Origin of the sequence: Alysiella sp. (assembly GCF_030525755.1) — a bacterium.
Lineage (GTDB): Bacteria > Pseudomonadota > Gammaproteobacteria > Burkholderiales > Neisseriaceae > Simonsiella.
Genome location: NZ_JAUNEC010000037.1, coordinates 1 through 17,518, shown reverse-complemented (window position 1 = coordinate 17,518; position 17,518 = coordinate 1). Strand labels below are relative to the sequence as shown.

Genomic DNA, 17,518 nt, shown 5'->3' with positions numbered 1-17,518 from the left:
CGTAATTCTATTGAGTATGACATTTTGAGCTTGAAATGTTGGGTGGCTTGGGAATTTTTATTTTAATACACTATAATAATGCAAAAACAAGGTTATGACTCTCGTTCAAAGTTGTAGCTCCCTCTCTCATCTCGTAGTGTTACAATAATTTTGCGCTAATCCAAGTGGCATAGGCAGTTGTAGCTCCCTCTCTCATCTCGTAGTGTTACAATGGGTAAGATGTTATTGTTTTGGCTGAATAAGTTGTAGCTCCCTCTCTCATCTCGTAGTGTTACAATTTTGATGTCATTCAGGCTGCCTACGCTGCTGTTGTAGCTCCCTCTCTCATCTCGTAGTGTTACAATCGTTGGCTTAATTCATAGCTTGCGGAAAAAGTTGTAGCTCCCTCTCTCATCTCGTAGTGTTACAATATCCCAGCGATTACAACAGGAATAAGCTGCGTTGTAGCTCCCTCTCTCATCTCGTAGTGTTACAATCTGTTCAGCGTTCACTTTGCTGGACATTGCGTTGTAGCTCCCTCTCTCATCTCGTAGTGTTACAATAACTGTGAATTTGTTTGCGATGCGTGTATAGTTGTAGCTCCCTCTCTCATCTCGTAGTGTTACAATAACTGTGAATTTGTTTGCGATGCGTGTATAGTTGTAGCTCCCTCTCTCATCTCGTAGTGTTACAATACCATTTGAATGAAGCCCAAACCGAACAAGGTTGTAGCTCCCTCTCTCATCTCGTAGTGTTACAATCATGAAATTTAATTGTAGTGATTATATACAGTTGTAGCTCCCTCTCTCATCTCGTAGTGTTACAATACTTTCCCCACTTGGGCTAGTAAGTTCATCGTTGTAGCTCCCTCTCTCATCTCGTAGTGTTACAATTAACCGTGTGCGTGTTTTCTTTCAAATCCAGTTGTAGCTCCCTCTCTCATCTCGTAGTGTTACAATTTGTGTTATGGTTAAATGTTTGGGTTAGCTGTTGTAGCTCCCTCTCTCATCTCGTAGTGTTACAATACCCCAGCCTGAAACCCTTTTCTCATCGGGGTTTCAGGCTTTTTCTTCGGCAAAAAATCACCCTAAAACAGCAATAATTGGTCGGCATTAACCTTTTTTTCGCGCGGTTTCATCTCGCCAATCAGCATCAACATGCCCGCATATTGCTTCTCGGTTACCTCCAAACAGCGTACTTGCCCCTCTTCGGGCAGGTTTTTCTGCAAACGGGTGTAGTGTTTTTGCAACGCATCTCTGCCGCGTACAATGCGTGAATACACCGATAATTGCAGCATTTGATAGCCGTCTTTAATTAAAAAATGGCGAAACTGGTTCGCCGCTTTGCGCTTGGCTGCCGTGGTAACGGGCAAATCAAAAAACACGATGATGCGCATAAACTTCGCCTCACTCATAACCCTGCACCTTCAAAGGCAACATTTCAGGCAGCTTCAACAAAGCAGCATCACTCTGTGTTAAGGCTACCTGAAGCGACTGCACCGTGCGGTCAATCGCTGCCAATACGCTGTATGTTTTGCCGTCCAACTTTATCTGATGGTGCAACAAAGCCACCAAACGGCTTTTCCAAGCGGTATCCAAGTCTTCAGGTAGCCTGTTTTTGTGTTCAAAAACAAATAAATCCACCAATATACGATACGGCTCAATCAAATCGTCTGCCAAATTAAAGGCATTCAATTCGCTGCAATGATGCACACCCAAAGCAGGATGAAAACCGTATTGCACCAACGCACGCGCAATCGCCGAACGAGTAATGCTGTACCCATAATTCAGGCAGCCATTGGCGGAATTTTCCTGACCGCGCGTAAAACCATCGCCAAACAACAGCGGAAAATACAACGCCGCTGCTTGGCTTTCGTGAAAGGTTTTGTCGCCCGATTTCACACCGTCAGCCAATACTTTCAGACGGCTTGCGGCAATATCGTGCCCGCTGTAATCCAGCAGCCATGCCTGATTGCGGATTTTTTGTTTCACAATTTGCTGCCACAATTGTTTTTTCTGCGGCAGGCTTTGATTGATTTGCAGCTTTAAAATTTTCAGGCAGCGATGATATTGGGCAAACGGCAACCATTGTCCGCACGGCAAAAATTGTTCATCGCAAGTGAGCAAAGTAATCCCATTTTGCGCCAAAGCCGATAATAGTGGCGCGGTCAGCACCACTTCACGCGCTTCAATTACCATCACGGCAATGTCTTCCAACGGCACGGTAATTTCATCTTCTTGTTTAATCAGCAAATGGCGGTTTTGCAAAGACAGCCGAGCAGGTTTGCTGATGACAATGCTGCGCCAAGTCATGTTTTTCTCCCAATGATTCGGTTTTCAGGCTGCCTGAAAAATAAGGTTTGGCTGCCCATACAAAAACGGCTACGCCAATTAAGGCGCAGCCGTTGATACTATTTCTTCTTGCGTTTTAATTCAGGGCGTTTTTCGGGTTTGCAGCGACGAATTTCTTTGCCCAGAACATCGACTTGGTATTTTTCAAAGACAGTAACAGTTTTTACTCCAATACTGCGGTGAATGCCATCTTTACCTTTACGTTTATCCGTATCATGCTCTTTAAGAGTAATCGCACCTGTTGCTCTATCTAATCCAACATAGTAACCAAAAAATTCTTCTTTTTTGGTTACTACTTTGACCAAATCATTTGGATACAAAGCAAAACGGAAAATAAAGCCGTCATCTATTAAATCCCAATCGGCTTCATCTTTATTTGCCACCACCGCCCGATTCGGCAAAATCCCCTGTGCCACCTGCCAAGCATACACAGGCACCAGATAATTCTTGCCACCTTTGCCAAACACATCCACCCGCACCATCGTGGCATTATCGGCAATACCGCGTGCGATACCGTCATGGTCTTTGCGTACCATCACACCTGATTTCTGTACATCCTCCACCCGCACCGCTTTCACCAAAGCCCCTTGCCCACCATTTTTCGCAGGCTTATAAAACGGCTCGGCAAACGCTTTGGCTGGTTCATCTTTAAACCGCTCCAAGCGTTCGCGTAAGGCTTCATACAAAGCAGGCTCGCGGTTCGGATAGCCGACAATCTTTTCAATATCCTTTAATTTCAAAGCCGTGAGCGGCTTTTTCACCACGCTGATGTTTTCAGGCAGCCTTTTGGCGGATTTAATCGTTTCCAAATGCCCCTGCCCACTCATTTTCCGATTGGGCGCACGGGACACAAACAAAGGCTTAACAAACTCATGCACCGCTTGCGGACGGCTGTTCAATTTCTCTGCCAGTTCTTTACACGGATTATCGCTGAATACGCGCAACATCACTTCCTGCCTGAAAAAATCCCAAGGCTGCGGAATGCGCGTTTTTACTTCGCCCGTTTCCGTATCAATCGTTTCCAGTACCTCGCGTCCTTGCATGGCTTTGGTGATTTTCTGCTGCATGGACACAGTGGAACACGCCACCACAATCGCATCCAAAGCGTGATGACGGTCATTGTCTTCACGCACTTTTTTCAAGCCCCATAAGCCACGCAACATCGCAGTAATTTGCCCATTAGATGCAAACACGCGCCGTTTGCCGCTACCTGTCAAATGCAGATTTTCTTCCACAAATTGACACATAAACCTCGCCACATAACGCGTATCATTCAAATTGCGTGCTTTAAAACCTTCTTCGTCCAGTTTGGTCGTTAAAATCCGCTGTTTTTTCGCAAACGGAAAACGGCAGCCTGAAAGCCGTGCCAAAAATTCACGCCAAACCTCGCTGTTTTCCGCACCGCCCAAATATTCGTATGGCGTTTGATTGCGTTTTTTCTGATTTTCGCTGCCCAACACCAGCACTTTATTGTTCAGGCTGTCGTCCCAAGTGCGCGAAAACGGCAAAGCGTGGTCAATTTCCGCATAGCCTTTTTCAGGCAGCCTGTGCAAATCAAGCGGCAAGCCCGAATACAGGCATTTGCCTTGCTGCTGTTCATACAAACGCATTTTCAAAATATCGTTGTACTTCGGCTCGCCAACAAAATAAGGGAATTTTTCCCTAAACAATTCAACTGCACGTTCGCGTTCTTTTCGGTTATTTTCCTGTTGTTTTTCAATCTCTTTGCGCTCTTTAAACGATTTGCCCAATTCCCGTGCCGTTTCAATATGCACGCGCACAGGCGAACCGTAGCGGCGGATAATCTCATTAATGACTTTGCGGGCTTGGGTTAAAGAACGCAATACAACGGGATTGCGAATTTTGTCTGCTGGAATTTTTTCTTTCAATAATATTTGGGGTCGGCTATTTTTAATACCATAATGGTCGCCATAAATCTCGGCACAGGCTTCATCATAACGCTTACCCTGTTCCATCAACGGCAAAATCTTGCCCAAAGCTGCCAGCGACAATTCAATAAACTTGTCAAAATTCAAGCCTTTCAACAAAGCGTCCAACACATTTTCAGGCAGCCTGAAAGCCGCCAATGCCGCCTGAATGTCTTTATCGGTTTTGTACAGCGAAAATGCCGTACCAATCGCGTCCAGAATTTCGGGATTGCGAATGCGGTTTTCCCACTCTCCTGTTAAACCTGCATCTTCAAGCACTTTACGGATTTTGTGGTAAGCCTTCATTTCCATCAAAGTACCGTTTTCGGCTTTTTCTACGATTTCTTCATTATTGATGTAACGCATACCTTTTAAATTTGCGTTTTTAGGTAATTTCAATATTTTCCAAACTTGCTTATCACTTAATCTGTCTTTTTTACCTAACACCTCCAAAAGCAATTTACGTTCTTCATCATTCAGACTACGCTCTTCATTATTCTTAATAATCAGTAAATTATCTAACTCTGCTAATGAAACAAAACATTCCGTATCATAACGCAAACCTTTGAAAATGGCGTTTTCAGACAGCCTTAATATTTTTCGTGCTTGTGCGTAAGTCAATTTGGATTTGATATACGGTTCATTCAATAAATCATGGCGTTCATGTTCATTTAATGCCCGTTCTTCACCATCATGCAAAATCCGCAAATTATTCAATTTAGTCAGCCAGATAAACCGTTCCGCGCTGTAAGTGTTTTTTGCTGCTTTAAATTCAGACGACTCAAACGTGCATTTGCCCAACATTTTCAATACCGCATCGCCCTGCAAAGCACTGCGCTGCGTCATCAATAAATCATCTACCTGCTTTTCCAATTCAGGCGTGGCAAAAGGATTGCCAAATTCACGTTGTTTTTCAAACAATAAATGCAATTCTTTTTGCAAATCCAAGCGGTTAAATGTATGCGAATAATCGCCGCCTTTATTGCGCATATGCCCGTTTTGCGCGGCAAAATGTTTTACCGCCAATTCCGCCGCGCTGCGATACAGTTCAGGGCTACCTGAAAGCAATTTGTGGTTTTCCGCCACACCAGCCAACAATCTGCCCAATTCTGCATCTGCGGTCTGCAACTCACTTTTGCGCTGCGACAAATAACCGCGATGTTTCACCAAATGCAGCAACACCGCCGCCCATTCTTTTGGCGCAAGTTTTCTGTCCAAACCCGCCACACGCAAGCCCCAAGCATCAATCGGCAGATTTTCAGGCAGCCCATTTTGACCAAAATCCGTTGCCGTCAAAACACCTTCACGTTTCAACAAACGGCGCAAACGCAACAAACGGTGCGCCCTGCGGCGGATTAAACGGCGGACACTTCGTGCCTCTCTGCGGGCTTTTGCCAAAGAATCGCCTGTTTTCGGCACTTCGGCACGTTCAAATGCACGCACACCGCAGTCCAACAAACCAATCGGGTGTTCATCTTCATTAACCCAAACACAAGCCCAGCCGACAGAGGCAATTCCCAAATCAAGACCCAGAATATATTTTTGCGATTTTTGTTTCATCATGCCATTCTCCCAAAATTAAGATGTAAAAAATATTGTAATATCATACATCTAATTTTAGTGTAAAGAAATGTTTGACAAACATAACGGTCAAATTTAAAATTCTCACCATTGTTGCACTACGAGATGAGAGCCGTTGCTACAATAAGGCTGCCTGAAAAGGTATGCCGCGACGTATTCAGAAATGAATGTGCCCCTGTAAAGGTTTAACCTTTCAGGGGCATCGTCTATGTTTAAGCATTCTTCAAAAAACCAATATAGTCAAGTGAAAAAGCAGTACAAGGCGACAACGTCCGCCTTGTACTGCTTTTTCACTTGACTATATCGTCTCTTTTCATTTAACGACGACGACCAAAGCCACGACGTGGTTTGTGGTTACTGTAACCTTGCTGTGTCTGACGATAATTGGGTGTGGCTTTTTGCTGTGCTACTCCGTTTTGTGTGGATTGTGCTTTGGGTGCAGGAATCATGTTTGGATTGGCAGCACGATAGTCTTTATAAACACGTTGTACAGCAGCAGTTGGCTTCTGAACAGGCTGATATTTTGCGGCATTACGGTTGTTCATTGCATTAGCAGCCAAATAGCCCATTGCCGCACCGATTGCACCGTAAAGCAGCCAATTACCTGTATCTGGGTCATACATATATTGTTGACCATCTGTGCCTCGTACTGGCTGCCCTGTTTGTTTGGCTTGCGCTTGTAGATTTTCAGGCAGCGTTGCCGCCACTTCAGAAGCGACCAATTGATATACTTCACCCACCGCAGAAGCAACTGCATTGGTGTTCAATTCGTTTTGCAAACGCTGAATTTCCGCTTGCTGCTTCAAAATTTCAATTTGTTTTTGATTTTCAGCAATTTGCTGGTCTTTACTGGAAGTTTGACTTTGCTGACCACACGCACCAAGCAGACCCAATGCGATAAAAACTGTGAGAATTTTGTTCATGTATTTTCCTTTTAATTGAATAAAATTTAAGTACAACTCCTGTTTTGGCTGCCTGAAACACACAAACCGCTTTTTCAGGCAGCCTATCTACATGCCACTTTTACACCAAAACGATGTCAAATTGTTCTTGTGAATAGCTTCCTTCTACTTCTAATGCAATCGGTTTACCAATAAAATCAATCAACATGGCAAGTGATTGAGATTCTTCGTCTAAAAACATGTCTATCACTTCTGGTGAAGCAATGATGCGAAATTGTTTCACATCAAAACGGCGACTTTCTCGCACAATTTCACGCTGAATTTCATAACAAATGGTTTGTGGCGTTTTAAGGGTACCTCGTCCACAACATACTACACAAGGTTCACATAAAACATGTTGCAAACTCTCTCTGCTGCGCTTGCGTGTTAGTTCCACTAATCCCAAACTGGTAAAACCATTTAAGGTTACCCGTGTACGGTCATAACTCAATGCTTTTGCCAACTCTTGCAACACCGCTTCGCGGTGTTCTTGACTCATCATATCAATAAAATCAACAATGATAATGCCACCTAAATTGCGTAAACGTAATTCCCGAGCAATCGCATGACAGGCTTCTAAATTGGTTTTAAAAATGGTTTCATCAAAATTGCGCGTTCCCACAAAACCACCTGTATTCACATCTATAGTGGTCATCGCTTCTGTGGTTTCAATGATTAAATAACTGCCAAAATTCAGATTCACGCGTGCTTGTAATGCACGATTGATTTCTGATTCGACACCATAGGTTTCAAAAAGTGGGCGTTCTCCCACAAAATGTTGTAAACGCTCAGCCGCCCCTGGTACATATTGCAAGGCAAATTGTTTCATTTTTTCAAAATTTTGCCGAGAATCTACCAAAATTTCACGCGTGTATTCGCTGAACATATCACGCAAAACACGTTGTGCCAACGGCAAATCACGATACAACAAAGTTTCAGCAGGACACAATTTGGCTTGATTTTGAATGTTGTCCCACACTTTGGCCAAATAAAACAAATCATCTTGTAATTCTGCATCAGTAGCATTTTCCGCACTGGTGCGAATAATATAACCACGCGGCGTATTTTCAGGCAGCAATTTGAGTAAACGTTCCCGCAAATTCAAACGGTCTTCTTCTGCTTCAATGCGTTGAGAAATACCAATATGGGTATCTTGTGGTAAATGCACCAAAAATCGTCCCGCCAAAGAAATTTGTGTAGAAAGTCGCGCACCTTTGCTATTAATAGGATCTTTGATGACTTGCACCAAAACCGTTTGCCCTTCAAATAAAACCTGCTCAATGCGCTGTGGCAATTCAGGATTTTGCCGTTGCTCAAACACATCCATAATGTGCAAAAAAGCCGCACGTTCCAAACCAATATCAATAAACGCACTTTGCATACCAGGTAAAACACGGCGCACAATACCCAAATAAATGTTGCCCACCAAACTGTTGCCACTATTGCGCTCAATATGCAGCTCACAAATGGTATTTTCTTCCAATACTGCCACCCGAGTTTCCTGTGGTGTGATGTTGACCAACACACTTTCAGGACGACGTGGCATATCTTTAGGAATTACAATATTTTCAAACATAGATCATTGTCTCAAAATTATCAAAAGTATTTTGCACCGAGAACCATTTTCTTAACGGCTACCAGAGCAAAATACCCTATACCCAAATCAAGCTGCCTGAAACAATAAAAACAATATTTTACCATTTTCAAGCAGCCAACAAAAACATCATAAAAATATTTTTATCATCAATACCCTAACCTCATTAAAATCAATATTACCACCCAACACAAATCCAGCCAAAATCTGCTTAAAATCAAACTTTATCCATAAAACCTTTACCTAAATTTAAATAATGCTTTAAGTTATCGGACAAAATCAGGTAAAATCACAGGGTTTAATGATTCATCTTTACTTTCATGCCCAACAGCAATACTTAAAAAAATTATTGTTTCAGGCAGTAAAGTAAATATAAGTTTCTGAAAAATCAGGAAAACCTAATAATGGATAATAAAGAAATTAATCAAGGACGCCGCCGCTTTCTCACATTTGCCACCGCTGGTGCGGGTGCCGTTGCCGCCGCAGGTGTAGCAACGCCACTGGTTGCCAGTTGGTCTCCATCGGAAAAAGCCAAAGCCGCAGGCGCATCTGTTGAAGTAGATGTCAGCAAAGTTGAAAGTGGTCAGATGATTACTGCTGAATGGCGTGGCAAACCGATTTTCATTTTGCACCGCACAGAGCAGCAACTCAAAGACCTCCCCAGTTTAGATGGCGATTTAACTGACCCTACTTCTGCCGAAGAACAACAACCCGCATACGCCCAAAACCCAACTCGTTCCATCAAACCCGAATTATGGGTGGCGATTGGTATCTGTACGCATTTAGGTTGCTCGCCAACCTATCGTCCTGATGTCGGCGCAGCAGATTTAGGGGGGGGCAGTTGGAAAGGTGGCTTTTTCTGTCCGTGCCACGGTTCCAAATTTGATTTAGCAGGTCGTGTATTCAAAGGCGTACCTGCACCAACCAATTTGGTTATCCCACCCTACAAATATTTGAACGACAACGTTATTCTTGTCGGCGAAAGCTAATTTTAAGGGACACAAACTATGGCAAACCAAACTTCAAATAAAGCCAAAGCATTATTGGATTGGGTGGATGCGCGTTTCCCCCTATCAAAAATGTACAACGAACACGTTGGGCAATATTATGCACCCAAAAATTTCAACTTTTGGTATTTCTTTGGCTCATTAGCATTATTGGTGCTGGTGATTCAAATCGTGAGCGGTATCTTCTTGGTGATGAACTTCAAACCAGATGGCACCACCAATTTACAAAACTTACCTGTAGCATTCGCGTCAGTAGAATACATCATGCGCGATGTATCGGGCGGTTGGATTATCCGCTATATGCATTCTACTGGTGCGTCCATGTTCTTCATTGTGGTTTATTTGCATATGTTCCGTGGTTTGATTTACGGCTCATTCAAAAAACCACGTGAATTGGTGTGGGTATTTGGCTCTTTGATTTTCTTGGCTTTGATGGCAGAAGCGTTTATGGGCTATCTTTTACCTTGGGGTCAAATGTCATTTTGGGGCGCACAAGTGATTATTAACTTGTTTGCCGCCATTCCTGTGATTGGCCCAGACTTGTCCACATGGATTCGCGGCGACTTCAACATATCTGATGCCACTTTGAACCGTTTCTTTGCCCTGCACGTGATTGCTGTGCCTTTGGTGCTGTTGGGTTTGGTGGTAGCACACTTGATTGCCCTGCACGAAGTGGGTTCCAACAACCCAGATGGCGTGGAAATCAAAAAACTCAAAGATTCCAACGGCATTCCATTGGACGGCATTCCATTCCACCCCTACTACACCGTTAAAGACATTTTGGGTGTGGTGGTGTTCTTGATTTTCTTCTGTGGCGTGATGTTCTTTGCGCCCGAAGGCGGTGGCTATTTCTTGGAAAAACCGAACTTTGACCCAGCCAACCCCATGGTTACACCACCACATATTGCACCCGTTTGGTATTTCACACCATTTTATGCGATTTTGCGTGCTGTACCGTCTTTTGCGGGTACGCAAGTTTGGGGCGTGTTGGCAATGGGTGCGGCGGTTGTGTTGATTGCCTTGTTGCCATGGCTTGACCGTTCGCCAACCAAATCAATCCGTTATCGTGGCCCCATTTTCAAAACGGCATTGGTGTTGTTCATTATTGCTTTCATTGGCTTGGGTATTTTGGGTGCGATGGTGGCAACCGACCTGCGTACTTGGGTGGCGCGCATTTTGTCCATCATTTACTTTGCCTTCTTCTTGTTGATGCCCATTTACACCAAAATGGACGTGGATAAACCCGTACCAGAGCGTGTTACCATGGGTACAACCAAGCAAAAAGTGATGTTCTTTGTGTATGTTGCCATTACCTTGATTGGTTCATACCTGTTTGCTGTCAAGATTTAAGAGGCTGCCTGAAATGAAAAAAGCATTGAAAAACACGATTGCTGCCTTATTATTGGCAGCACCTATGAGTATGGCGGTTGCGGCTGGTGGTGGCAATTACCCACACGTTGAATTAGACCCACGCGACCAAGTGAGCTTGCAACGCGGCGCACAAATTTTCGTGAACAACTGTTTGTCGTGCCACTCGGCTTCCATGATGCGCTACAACCGCTTACAAGACATCGGCTTGACCGAAGATGAAATCAAGAAAAACCTGATGTTTACCACCGATAAAGTGGGGGATGTGATGCAAGCACACATGAATCCCGCAGACGCAAAAAAATGGTTTGGTGTGGTACCACCCGATTTAACCTTGATTGCGCGCTCTCGCGGTAACGACTACATTTATGCTTACTTGCGTGGTTTCTATAAAGACCCCAGTCGACCCAATGGTTGGAATAATACTGTTTTGCCAAATGCCGCCATGCCTCATGTTTTATGGGAACAACAAGGCATTCAAACGGTTAAGCTGGACAAAAATGGTAAACCCATTATGCAAGACGATGGTCATGGCAATAAAGTACCTGAACTGCAATGGGAAAGCACAGGAAAACTTACGCGCATGACAAAAGACGGCAAAGTCATTACTGCTGAATATGACAATTATGCCAAAGACTTAACTAATTTCATGGCATATATGGCTGAACCAGCCCAAGTTCAGCGTAAACAAATTGGTTATCTCGTTTTATTATTCTTATTTGTGGTTATGCTGCCTTTGGCTTACTTCCTGAAAAAAGAATACTGGAAAGACGTACATTAACACAACAGGCTGCCTGAAAGATTTTCAGACAGCCTGTTTATTAATGTTTAATATATTCGTTCAAAATTAAAATTGACATGGATAAGGTAACAATGCCCCAATGTGCACGACTCGTACACATTGGGGCGTTTAGTAACGACATAATTGTTTATATTTTAAACAATCATAATTTAAGCGAAAATCTCGCGCAGCAATGCTTTATAGAAAGTAAAAGCTTCTAATGCACCACGCAATGCTGTTTCACGGTCTATCCCTTCAATGCCGAGTTGATTAAGTTGCTCTGCAAAGGCACGCCAGTGCTTGCCACGTCCTTCTACATGAGGTCCTAAATGGCGTGCGCCATGTTCTGCGGAGTAACCCAGTTTGTTTTGGGCATCTTTAAACAAGAATGCCGCACCAACATTTGAACCTTCGGCACAATACAACCAACCTAATGCTTCTATGCCTTTGGGTTTGGGTAAGGTTAAAGAAACAGCTTTCTCATTTGCATTTAAGTCTTGTAAATCTTGTAACACAGCATCATAACGTGCTAATGAGGCCAAATCAGGTATTTCTTTGTTCCATTCTGGATCTTTATAGATGTCGTCCACAATTTTGTGGAACACAGCTTGCAGTTGCAAAAATTTAATGTAATTTTCTTTGCTGTCAAACGGCTTCATGGACATAACCAGTTCGTCCACGCTATCGTGTGTGGCGCGACTGTTTTCTTTAAGAAATTGTTGGAATGTTGTTTCGCTCATGATTTTTCCTTAATTTAATGATAATGATGAAAAATACGCTTAATGTATAGCCTACCTGATAAAGCAAGCGTGAATATACGCCAAAATGGTAAAAATTTAAATATTTTTATTGTATTGCTTGTCAAGACTGTGATTAGGACTATCGCTGCTAATGATTTGGCGCAAGAAAATTTCAGCCTGTTCTTTGAGTGTGAAACGGTCATCATTAGGCTGTGGGTAAATTAAATCGGCTACATCTATGCGTACCGTTAAATTTTCCAGAGAAACAATTTTCCATAGCGAAACCCATAAATTGACTTTTTCAAATGACACCTCTTCGGTACGTTGATTGTGTTCATAATAACGCAGAGCAAGGACTTGAATGGCTGATTGACTGTTAATGGCTGCCTGAAACAGGGCTGCTTTGAGTGGTAAAACATCACTCCCAGAAGTGGTACGTGCTTCGGGAAAAAAACACACATTCATGCCTTGTTGCAAACGTTGAACAATCGCAGCATTGATAGGCTCAATGTCTTTGCGGTTGCGACGGTCAATGAATATCGTACCTGCGTTTTGGACGATTTTACCGATGATGAACCAATTTTTGATTTCTTTCATGGCAATAAAACCACAAGGATAAAGCGCGCAAATCGCCATAATGTCCAACCATGAAATATGGTTGGCAGCCAGCAGTAAACCTTGTGCTTGAGAATTGGGTTTATGGCTTTCAGGCAGCTTATTACTGTGTAAAGTGATGCCCAAAACCGATAGAGCCTCTTGGGCAGATTGTTGTAAAACTTGCTCACGTTGGTGTAAATTGGCATCAGACAATTTACTGAAACGTTGCATGACACGCAGCAGCCAGAGTACCAATCGGAATAAACGTGTGATGCGTATAAACCAATTTACTTTGTTCATAATTTGCCTTATTTGACGACAGGTTGAAAACAGAAAGGCGGCATCATGCCGTTTTTAGCACAATATGGCAAGTTGATGATTAATGTTATTGAGATGAATGAATGCATTGTGTAACATCATGTGGACATAAAGCAGCTATTTTTGTGAGCCCAAACCATTTGAACCAAAAAAATTAGAGATAAAGCGATAGCAAGTCGCTATGGTTTCTGATTATTATGGCATTTCAGTAATGCGGTGCAACTGTGGTAGAATGCCTATCTTACTTTTAGCTTTCAGGCTACCTGAAAGCCAATTATCATTATTTTTGGACTGATGCTTATGTTTGACAACGCTTATCCCAAACCCAATGTCGCGCCATTGCGTCAATATGCACAACAACACTATCCCACATTAACCCGACGCCGTGCTGTGGACTGTCATAAAGGTCAGCTTGGCACAGTAGGCGTATTGGGCGGTAGTGAAGGCATGACAGGTGCAGCCTTATTGGCTTCAGTGGCAGCTTTATATGCAGGTTGTGGCAAAGTCATTGCAGCATTCAATCAGACCACTTTACCCATATCGGTTTACACATCACAACCCGAATTAATTTTGAATACTGCAGAACGTGCGGTTCTTCGTGAAGACATCAGTACTTGGGTTATCGGGTGCGGCTTGGGGCAAGATGAAGCAGCAGCGCGTGTTTTGCATACGGTTTGGCACAGCGCACACCCACAATTGGTATTAGATGCCGATGCCATTCACCTTTTGGTAGAACAACCCAAACTCTTCCCTCAAACCAAACGTGCTGATTTGGTTTTAACCCCTCATCCTGGCGAAGCCGCACATTTACTCAATACAGGCATTAACCAAATACAAAACAACCGCTCATGGGCAGCACGCGAAATAGCGAGTCGTTACCGTTGTTGGGTAGTATTAAAAGGTTATGAAACAGTCATTTCATCGGTACGCGGTTTCCTTCATGTGAATAAAACAGGCAATTCAGGACTGGCAAGCGCAGGAAGTGGCGATGTTTTGGCTGGCATTATTGGTAGCTTGTTGGCACAAGGTATTGTTGCAGAAGAAGCCGTACCTGCTGCGGTGTGGTTGCATGGTATGGCAGCAGAATTATTGGTTCACACACAACACGGTCCCATTGGTTTAACCGCAAGCGAATTGCCCACAACCGTACGTTGGCTTCGCAATCAACTGACCATTTAAACAAAATTTCAGGCAGCCCAATACCCGTTAGGCTGCCTGAAAACCCAATACAGCAAAACCATCATCACATCATGCACCCATCACAACACGATTTTCGCGAAGCCATGTCGCAATGTGCCGCAGGCATACACGTCATCACAACTGATGGCACAGCAGGACGTTTCGGCATTACCATGACAGCTGTTGCACCTGTAACCGATACACCGCCTACATTGGTACTGTGCGTCAACAGTCAAGCCCTAATTTGTCCTGTTTTGGTTGCCAATCGCCAACTCTGTGTCAATGTATTGGCAGCACATCAGCAAGACGTTGCCGAACATTTCGCAGGCATGACTGCCCTAACCCCAGCCGAACGTTTTGAGCAACACATTTGGCACAGAGGACCGACAGGACAACTGCAAATAGAAGGTGCATTGGCTTATTTGCATGGCAACATCATAGACCATCGTGAAGTAGGAACGCATCATGTCTTTTCCGTTGCCATTGAACACATTAACACACCACAACAAGAACAAGGCGCATTGGTGTATTTTCGCAGGCAATTCTTATCATTGCGTTAATTGCTTATCACATAAATAGGTCGGATAGGTTTTATCCGACCTGTGTTTTTCAGGCTGCCTGAAAAACCGACAAATGCACTCAACAATGCTAAAATACGCACCGTTAAAAATACACATCAAGGAACAAATCATGGCTTTATTGCAAATTGCCGAACCGAATATGTCTGCCGCGCCCCATCAACACCGTTTGGCGGTGGGCATTGATTTGGGGACGACCAACAGCTTGGTTGCCACCGTTAAAAGCGGTGCAGCGAGCTGTTTGCCAGATGAAACAGGTGCGGTTGCCGTGCCATCGGTGGTGCGTTATTTGGGCGATGATAATGCGGTTGTGGGCAAAAAAGCCCTTGAACAACAAAAACTTGACCCACAAAATACCATTTCGTCTGCCAAACGTTTAATTGGGCGCACGCTGCCTGAAATTGACACCACGCATTTGCCCTATCGTTTTGGCGCGTCAGACAAAATCATTGAATTGCAAACCAAAAATGGTTTAAAAACCCCCATTGAAGTGTCTGCCGACATTTTGCGTGTGTTGAAAGACCGTGCCGAGCAATCGTTGGGGGGCGATTTGGTGGGCGCGGTGATTACCGTGCCAGCCTATTTTGATGACGCGCAACGCCAAGCCACCAAAGACGCGGCACGTTTGGCTGGTTTGAACGTGTTGCGTTTGCTCAACGAACCCACCGCCGCCGCCATCGCCTACGGTTTGGACAACGCCGCCGAAGGCACGTTTGTGGTGTACGATTTGGGTGGCGGCACGTTTGATGTTTCCGTGTTACAGCTTTCCAAAGGCTTGTTTGAAGTGAAGGCAACGGGCGGCAATTCCGCTTTGGGTGGCGATGATTTTGACCACCGCTTGTTTTGTCATATTGTTGAAAAACATCAACTTTCCATTACCGATGAACGCGATGTGCAACTGTTGTTTGGCTTGGTTCGCGCTGCCAAAGAAGCGTTGAGCAGGCTGCCTGAAACCGAAATCGCCACCGAATTGCAAGACGGTACGCCACTTCGCACCGTCATCACACGCGCCGAATTTCACGCGCTGACCCAGCATTTGGTCGCCAAAACCCTTGAACCCGTTAAGCAAGCCCTGAAAGACGCTGGTGTGTCCAAATCCGACATTAAAGGTGTGATTATGGTGGGCGGTGCCACGCGCATGTTGCACGTTCAACAGGCGGTGGGCGCGTTTTTTGGGCAAACGCCACTCAATAATTTGAATCCCGATGAGGTGGTGGCTTTGGGCGCAGCCATGCAAGCCAATGTTTTGGCGGGCAATAAAAACGATGGCGAATGGTTGTTGTTGGACGTAACGCCTTTGTCTTTGGGTTTGGAAACCTATGGCGGTTTGGCTGAAAAAATTATTCCGCGCAACAGCACTTTGCCCACCGCGCGCGCCCAAGAATTTACCACTTTCAAAGACGGTCAAACCGCCATGACCATTCATGTGGTGCAGGGCGAACGCGAATTGGTTTCAGACTGCCGCAGTTTGGCGAAATTCACTTTGCGTGGCATTCCACCCATGGTGGCTGGCGCGGCGCGGATTCGCGTTACGTTTCAGGTAGATGCCGATGGCTTGTTGTCAGTGTCGGCGCGTGAGCAAACCACAGGCGTTCAAGCGCAAATTGAAGTGAAACCGTCTTACGGTTTGGACGATGACACGATTATGAATATGTTGCGCGACAGCATGAGCAATGCCAAAGACGATGCCCTTGCCCGCGCCCGTGCCGAAGCCAAAGTGGAGGCAGAAGGCTTGATTGGCGCAATTCAGGCAGCCTTAACTTTGGACAGCGATTTATTGAGTGCCGATGAAATCCAAAAAATCAATGGTTTAATGGATAAGTTGAACGCCAGTTTGCCCACGCACACCGCCGAGCAAATCCGCGCGATGATTCACGATTTATCGCACGCCACCGATGATTTTGCCGCCAAACGCATGGACAGAAACATTCAGCGCATGTTGCAAGGGCAAAATGTGGCGGATTTGTAATTCATACTTTCATAAAAACATTTCAGGCAGCCCAAAAATACTTTGGCTGCCTGAAAATTGGGCTTTTGATCAATCATCTTACAAACTTTACTGCAATAATCCAACCAATTCCGCGTCCATATAGTGGTAATCATCAGGAATATCCCAAACCGTAATGTGTTTGTGTTACAGAACACAAAGAAATTGCCCTTTCAAACGATTGATGTTTTTCTTGCATCGCAAAAAATGTGGTCAGCCCACGCAATATCGGTTTGGTGGTACACGAGCATTTAGGCTGGTGTCAGCAGCCGAAGGTGCTTGATGATGTGGGTCGTGGCGGAACAACTATTCGACAGCGGACTACCATTGGAACAGATTTATACTTTATCCTTTCTTCAGGCAGCCTGCAAAATCTGCAACACCTTCCGCACATTCTCAATTCGCGCCACCACATCTGCGCTTTTCATTTCCACGCGCAATTTGTCGCTGCCAGCCATGCGCCAGCCTTTTTCGCGTTGCATGATGGCGATGATTTTGGCTGGGTTCAGCACCATGTTTTTGCCAAACGCCAATGTGATGGCTTCGGCAGTCGCGTCCACCGTGCTGATGCCCAAATCGCTTGCCATAA

The 17,518-nt window shown here is 44.5% G+C and carries 14 protein-coding genes and 1 CRISPR repeat array; of the genes, 6 read left to right on the top strand and 8 right to left on the bottom strand.

Translation table 11 applies throughout. The annotated features are described in order from the left end of the window. Positions 1 to 110 precede the first annotated feature (110 nt). Positions 111 to 1,004: a CRISPR direct-repeat array (repeat unit 36 nt; unit sequence GTTGTAGCTCCCTCTCTCATCTCGTAGTGTTACAAT). A 62-nt stretch (positions 1,005 to 1,066) separates the two neighbouring features. The 5 genes from cas2 to rng all read right to left on the bottom strand — a co-directional run bounded on the left by cas2 (position 1,067) and on the right by rng (position 8,356). Next, positions 1,067 to 1,393, bottom strand: a complete 327-nt coding sequence (gene cas2, locus Q4B82_RS07160; RefSeq protein WP_303065755.1) for a CRISPR-associated endonuclease Cas2 — start codon at positions 1,391 to 1,393, stop codon at positions 1,067 to 1,069. Beyond that, complete coding sequence (cas1, locus tag Q4B82_RS07155; protein ID WP_303065754.1) at positions 1,386 to 2,291, bottom strand: type II CRISPR-associated endonuclease Cas1; 906 nt, start codon at positions 2,289 to 2,291, stop codon at positions 1,386 to 1,388. The genes cas2 and cas1 overlap by 8 nt, the downstream gene beginning before the upstream one ends. Before the next feature lie 98 nt (positions 2,292 to 2,389). Next, the gene (cas9, locus tag Q4B82_RS07150) at positions 2,390 to 5,818 is read right to left on the bottom strand and encodes a type II CRISPR RNA-guided endonuclease Cas9 (RefSeq protein WP_303065757.1); all 3,429 of its coding nucleotides are present in this window, start codon (positions 5,816 to 5,818) and stop codon (positions 2,390 to 2,392) included. A gap of 338 nt (positions 5,819 to 6,156) precedes the next feature. Further along, positions 6,157 to 6,762: a hypothetical protein gene (locus Q4B82_RS07145; protein WP_303065753.1), complete on the bottom strand. Its 606-nt coding sequence runs from the start codon at positions 6,760 to 6,762 to the stop codon at positions 6,157 to 6,159. Positions 6,763 to 6,862: 100 nt separating this feature from the next. Next, positions 6,863 to 8,356, bottom strand: coding sequence for a ribonuclease G (gene rng / locus Q4B82_RS07140; protein WP_303065752.1), 1,494 nt, complete (start codon positions 8,354 to 8,356; stop codon positions 6,863 to 6,865). Positions 8,357 to 8,778: 422 nt separating this feature from the next. On the opposite strand from rng, the gene petA reads away from it, so the two are divergent. From petA to Q4B82_RS07125, 3 genes are read left to right on the top strand one after another with little or no spacing between them, the layout of a single operon-like run. Next, a complete protein-coding gene (gene petA, locus Q4B82_RS07135; RefSeq protein WP_303065751.1) occupies positions 8,779 to 9,363 on the top strand; it encodes a ubiquinol-cytochrome c reductase iron-sulfur subunit in 585 nt (194 codons plus the stop codon). A gap of 18 nt (positions 9,364 to 9,381) precedes the next feature. Continuing rightward, positions 9,382 to 10,731, top strand: a complete 1,350-nt coding sequence (locus Q4B82_RS07130) for a cytochrome bc complex cytochrome b subunit (protein WP_303065750.1) — start codon at positions 9,382 to 9,384, stop codon at positions 10,729 to 10,731. Between the two features lie 13 nt (positions 10,732 to 10,744). Next, positions 10,745 to 11,530, top strand: a complete 786-nt coding sequence (locus Q4B82_RS07125) for a cytochrome c1 (protein ID WP_303065749.1) — start codon at positions 10,745 to 10,747, stop codon at positions 11,528 to 11,530. Positions 11,531 to 11,700: 170 nt separating this feature from the next. Here the strand turns inward: Q4B82_RS07125 and Q4B82_RS07120 are convergent, their stop codons facing one another. Both Q4B82_RS07120 and Q4B82_RS07115 read right to left on the bottom strand, forming a co-directional pair. After that, positions 11,701 to 12,270 (bottom strand): biliverdin-producing heme oxygenase, encoded by a 570-nt coding sequence (locus tag Q4B82_RS07120; RefSeq protein WP_303065748.1) that lies wholly within the window; start codon positions 12,268 to 12,270, stop codon positions 11,701 to 11,703. Between the two features lie 96 nt (positions 12,271 to 12,366). Continuing rightward, positions 12,367 to 13,167 (bottom strand): 1-acyl-sn-glycerol-3-phosphate acyltransferase, encoded by an 801-nt coding sequence (locus Q4B82_RS07115; protein WP_303065747.1) that lies wholly within the window; start codon positions 13,165 to 13,167, stop codon positions 12,367 to 12,369. 318 nt (positions 13,168 to 13,485) lie between these two features. Between Q4B82_RS07115 and Q4B82_RS07110 the strand changes: the two genes are divergently transcribed. The 3 genes from Q4B82_RS07110 (at position 13,486) to hscA (ending at position 16,911) form a co-directional block, all read left to right on the top strand. Beyond that, positions 13,486 to 14,364 (top strand): NAD(P)H-hydrate dehydratase, encoded by an 879-nt coding sequence (locus Q4B82_RS07110; protein ID WP_303065746.1) that lies wholly within the window; start codon positions 13,486 to 13,488, stop codon positions 14,362 to 14,364. Positions 14,365 to 14,435: 71 nt separating this feature from the next. Next, positions 14,436 to 14,924, top strand: a complete 489-nt coding sequence (hpaC, locus tag Q4B82_RS07105; RefSeq protein ID WP_303065756.1) for a 4-hydroxyphenylacetate 3-monooxygenase, reductase component — start codon at positions 14,436 to 14,438, stop codon at positions 14,922 to 14,924. Positions 14,925 to 15,054: 130 nt separating this feature from the next. Next, positions 15,055 to 16,911 (top strand): Fe-S protein assembly chaperone HscA, encoded by a 1,857-nt coding sequence (gene hscA, locus Q4B82_RS07100; RefSeq protein ID WP_303065745.1) that lies wholly within the window; start codon positions 15,055 to 15,057, stop codon positions 16,909 to 16,911. Between the two features lie 374 nt (positions 16,912 to 17,285). Here the strand turns inward: hscA and Q4B82_RS07095 are convergent. Then, positions 17,286 to 17,518: hypothetical protein (locus Q4B82_RS07095; RefSeq protein ID WP_303065744.1), on the bottom strand; the 233-nt coding region annotated here is incomplete at its 5' end.

Excerpts from the sequence above, each read along its gene's own strand:
- cas2 (WP_303065755.1), bottom strand. The coding sequence starts at position 1,393 with ATGAGTGAGGCGAAGTTTATGCGCATCATCGTGTTTTTTGATTTGCCC.
- cas1 (WP_303065754.1), bottom strand. The coding sequence starts at position 2,291 with ATGACTTGGCGCAGCATTGTCATCAGCAAACCTGCTCGGCTGTCTTTG.
- cas9 (WP_303065757.1), bottom strand. The coding sequence starts at position 5,818 with ATGAAACAAAAATCGCAAAAATATATTCTGGGTCTTGATTTGGGAATT.
- Q4B82_RS07145 (WP_303065753.1), bottom strand. The coding sequence starts at position 6,762 with ATGAACAAAATTCTCACAGTTTTTATCGCATTGGGTCTGCTTGGTGCG.
- rng (WP_303065752.1), bottom strand. The coding sequence starts at position 8,356 with ATGTTTGAAAATATTGTAATTCCTAAAGATATGCCACGTCGTCCTGAA.
- petA (WP_303065751.1), top strand. The coding sequence starts at position 8,779 with ATGGATAATAAAGAAATTAATCAAGGACGCCGCCGCTTTCTCACATTT.
- Q4B82_RS07130 (WP_303065750.1), top strand. The coding sequence starts at position 9,382 with ATGGCAAACCAAACTTCAAATAAAGCCAAAGCATTATTGGATTGGGTG.
- Q4B82_RS07125 (WP_303065749.1), top strand. The coding sequence starts at position 10,745 with ATGAAAAAAGCATTGAAAAACACGATTGCTGCCTTATTATTGGCAGCA.
- Q4B82_RS07120 (WP_303065748.1), bottom strand. The coding sequence starts at position 12,270 with ATGAGCGAAACAACATTCCAACAATTTCTTAAAGAAAACAGTCGCGCC.
- Q4B82_RS07115 (WP_303065747.1), bottom strand. The coding sequence starts at position 13,167 with ATGAACAAAGTAAATTGGTTTATACGCATCACACGTTTATTCCGATTG.
- Q4B82_RS07110 (WP_303065746.1), top strand. The coding sequence starts at position 13,486 with ATGTTTGACAACGCTTATCCCAAACCCAATGTCGCGCCATTGCGTCAA.
- hpaC (WP_303065756.1), top strand. The coding sequence starts at position 14,436 with ATGCACCCATCACAACACGATTTTCGCGAAGCCATGTCGCAATGTGCC.
- hscA (WP_303065745.1), top strand. The coding sequence starts at position 15,055 with ATGGCTTTATTGCAAATTGCCGAACCGAATATGTCTGCCGCGCCCCAT.